General features: G+C 74.3%; 2 protein-coding genes. Both read left to right on the top strand.

Annotation, left to right across the window (positions count from 1 at the left end; all coding sequences use genetic code 11):
• The coding region (locus ALMP_RS35340) for a beta-ketoacyl reductase (RefSeq protein WP_264935862.1) at window positions 1-1,901 on the top strand (1,901 nt) is incomplete at its 5' end.
• Window positions 1,902-1,958: 57 nt separating this feature from the next.
• A partial coding sequence (locus ALMP_RS35335; RefSeq protein ID WP_264935861.1) for a type I polyketide synthase occupies window positions 1,959-3,648 on the top strand: 1,690 nt, incomplete at its 3' end.

The following is a 3,648-nucleotide window of genomic DNA, read 5'->3' as shown; positions in this document are numbered from 1 at the left end:
CCACCCTCGTCGTCGACCCCGCCGGCACCGACCGGACAGTGCTCACCCACGCCGTCGAGGCCGCCCTGCCCGACGGCCCCGGACCGGTTGGCATTCTGTCGCTGCTCGCCCTCGACCCCACTGCCCACCCCGACCTGCCGGAGGTCTCGGCCGGCCTCACGGCCACCCTGCTCCTCGTCCAGGCCGTGCACGACCTCACCGCCGGCACCCGCTTGTGGTGCCTCACACGCGGCGCCGTCGCCGTCGACGGCGAACCGGCGCCCCGGAACCCGGAACAGGCCCGCCTGTGGGGCCTCGGCCGGGTCGCGGCGCTCGAACGGCCCGACCGCTGGGGCGGCCTGGTCGACCTCCCGCGACAGCTCGGCGCCGACGACGCGGGTCGACTGCGCCAAGCCCTCGTCAACGCGGCGCACGAGGACCAACTCGCGCTCCGCGCGACCGGGACCTCCGTACGCCGCATGGTCCGCGCCCCCCTGTCCGTCACGGCCCCCGTACGGGACTGGCGGCCGACCGGCACCGTCCTGATCACCGGCGGCACCGGGCCGCTGGAGACCCGGATCGCCCGCTGGCTGTCCGAACGCGGAGCCGAACACCTCGTCCTGGCCGGACGCGTCGACCCCGAAGCGTCCGCCCGCATCGAGGCGGAGATCGGCACGTCCGCCACCCGGCTGACGTTCGCCGCGTGCGACCTGACCGACCGGCGGCAGGTGACCGACCTGCTGGACCGCCTCACCGCCGACGGCCACCGCATCACCGACCTGATGCACACGGCCGGCGACCCCGGCCTGGCCCCCCTGCACGACACCGACCCCGCGGCCCTCGCCCGCGTCCTGGCCGACAAGGCGCACAGCGCCCAACTCCTCGATGACCTCCTCGACCCGGCCCACTTGCGGACCGTCGTGCACTTCTCGTCCGTGGCCGCCTTCTGGGGCAGCGGCGAACACGGCGCCTACGCCGCCGCCAACGCCCACCTCGACGCGCTCGCCGAGCGGCACCGCGCCCAGGGTCGCCACGCCCTCTCCGTGGCCTGGCCGGTCTGGGACCTGCTGGCCGAGGCACACGCCACCGACGACCCCGAAGCCGCCCGCGCCGTCCGACGGATCGGCCTCGGCGGCCTGCGCCTGCTCGACCCCGCGCACGCCCTGGCCGCCCTGCGGACCGCGCTCGACCACGACGACACCTGCGTGACCGTCGCCGACGTCGACTGGCCGGTCTTCACCGCCGCCTTCACCGCGCAGCGCCCCAGCCCGCTGATCGACACCCTCCCCGAGGCCCGCGCCGCCCTGGCCGCCCTCGAGGAGGAGGCACGGCTGGCCGCCGACGCGGCCGACGACCTGCGCCGCGAACTGACCGAGCTGAACGCCCCCGACCGCACCCACCGCCTGCTGGAACTGGTCCGCGCCCACACGGCCGCCGCCCTCGGCCACGACTCCGTCGACGAGATCCGCCCGGACCGCGCCTTCAGCGAACTCGGCTTCGAGTCCATCACCGCGGTCGACCTGCGCAACCGGCTCAACCGGCTCACCGGGCTCAGCCTGCCGGCCACGCTCCTCTTCGACCACCCGACCCCCCTCGCCCTCGTCGACCTGCTGCTCACCGAACTGCTGGAGGACGGCATGGCGGGCGCCGCCCACGTCCACGCGGAGATCGACCGTCTCGCCTCCGGCCTGGCGTCCGCCGTCGTCGGCGAGACCGACCGGGCCAGCATCACCAAACGGCTGCAGACCCTGCTCACCACCTGGACCACCACCGACGCCGGCATCGACTCCGACACCGGCGCGGGCAACGCCCCCCGGCCGCCCGCCGAACGGAGCGTCGCCGAGGAACTCGAAGCGGCCACCGACGACGAGATGCTGGCGTTCATCGACACCCGGCTGCGCCGCAACACCCCCGCCGGATGAACGCCATGAGCCACCCCGGCCCCACGAACACCGCGACCCCAGTACCGGAGGACTGCCGTGGCGAATGAAGAGACCCTTCGCGAGTATCTGAAGTGGGCCACGGCCGAACTGCACGACGCGCAGCAGCGGATCGAGGAGCTAGAAGCCGCGGCCGGGACCGCCGAACCCGTCGCCATCGTCGGCATGGCCTGCCGCTTCCCCGGCGGCGTCGCCTCCCCGCAGGACCTGTGGGACCTCGTCGAGCGTGGCCAGGACGCGATCGGCCCCCTGCCGCAGGACCGCGGCTGGGACCTCGACCGCCTCTACCACCCCGATCCGGACCACCCCGGCACCACCTACACCGCGTCCGGCGGCTTCCTCTCCGACGCGGCCGGCTTCGACGCCGGCTTCTTCGGGATCTCCCCGCGCGAGGCCATGGCCATGGACCCGCAGCAGCGGCTGCTGCTGGAGACCTCCTGGGAGGCGTTCGAGAACGCCGGGATCGTCCCCGCCGACCTGCGCGGCAGCCAGACCGGCGTGTTCATGGGCACCAACAACCTGGAGTACGGCTGGACAGCCGGCCGGGTGCCCGACGAGTACGCCGGACACCTCACCACCGGCACGGCCGCGGCCGTCGTCTCCGGCCGCCTGTCCTACCTGTACGGGCTCGAAGGCCCCGCCGTGACCGTGGACACGGCCTGCTCGTCCTCCCTGGTCGCCCTCCACCTGGCCGTCCAGGCGCTGCGCGGCGAGGAGTGCTCACTGGCCCTCGTCGGCGGTGTCACGGTGCTGTCGTCCCCCGGTCAGTTCCTCGGCTTCAGCGCCCAGCACGGACTGGCGGAGGACGGCCGCTGCAAGGCGTTCGCGGAGACCGCCGACGGCATGGGACTCGCCGACGGCGTGGGCGTCCTGCTCGTCGAACGACTGGCCGACGCGCGACGCAACGGTCACCGCGTTCTGGCGGTGGTCCGCGGCAGCGCGGTCAATCAGGACGGCGCCAGCAACGGCCTCACCGCGCCGAACGGCCCCTCCCAGCAGCGGGTCATCCGACTTGCCCTGGCCAACGCCGGTCTGTCGGCCGCCGACGTCGACGCGGTGGAGGCACACGGCACCGGCACCCGGCTCGGCGACCCCATCGAGGCACAGGCCCTCCTCGCCACCTACGGCCAGAGCCGCCCCGCCGGCCGGCCGCTGTGGCTCGGCTCGGTCAAGTCCAACATCGGGCACACCGGCGCCGCCGCCGGCGTCGCGGGCCTCATCAAGACGGTCCAGGCGATCCGCGCCGGCACACTGCCGAAGACCCTCCACGCAGAGCAGCGCTCGACCCGGATCGACTGGTCGGCGGGTGCGGTGGAGCTGCTGACGGACGCGCGGGAATGGCCGGAGGTGGACGGGCGTCCGCGTCGGGCGGCGGTGTCGTCCTTCGGTATCAGTGGGACGAACGCGCATGTGATCGTGGAGCAGGCTCCGGAGATTGCTGGGGCGGCGTCTGGGGTGTCCCTTCCGGAGAGGGTGCTGCCGTTCGTGGTGTCGGGTCGGTCCGAGCCGGCGTTGCGGGCGCAGGCGGGGCGGCTGGCCGACTTCGTGGGTGAGCGGGAGGACGTCGATCTCGCGGTGGTGGCGTCGGCGTTGGTCCGGTCGCGGTCGGTGCTGGAGCAGCGGGGTGTGGTGCTGGCGGCCGGGCGTGAGGAGTTGACGGCCGGGCTGGCGGCGTTGGCGGTGGGGGAGCAGGCGCCGGGTGTGGTGAGGGGTGCGGCATCTGCGGCGC

It is taken from the genome of Streptomyces sp. A012304, assembly GCF_026008495.1.
Taxonomy (GTDB): Bacteria; Actinomycetota; Actinomycetes; order Streptomycetales; family Streptomycetaceae; genus Streptomyces.
This window is presented reverse-complemented; position numbering and strand designations above follow the sequence as displayed.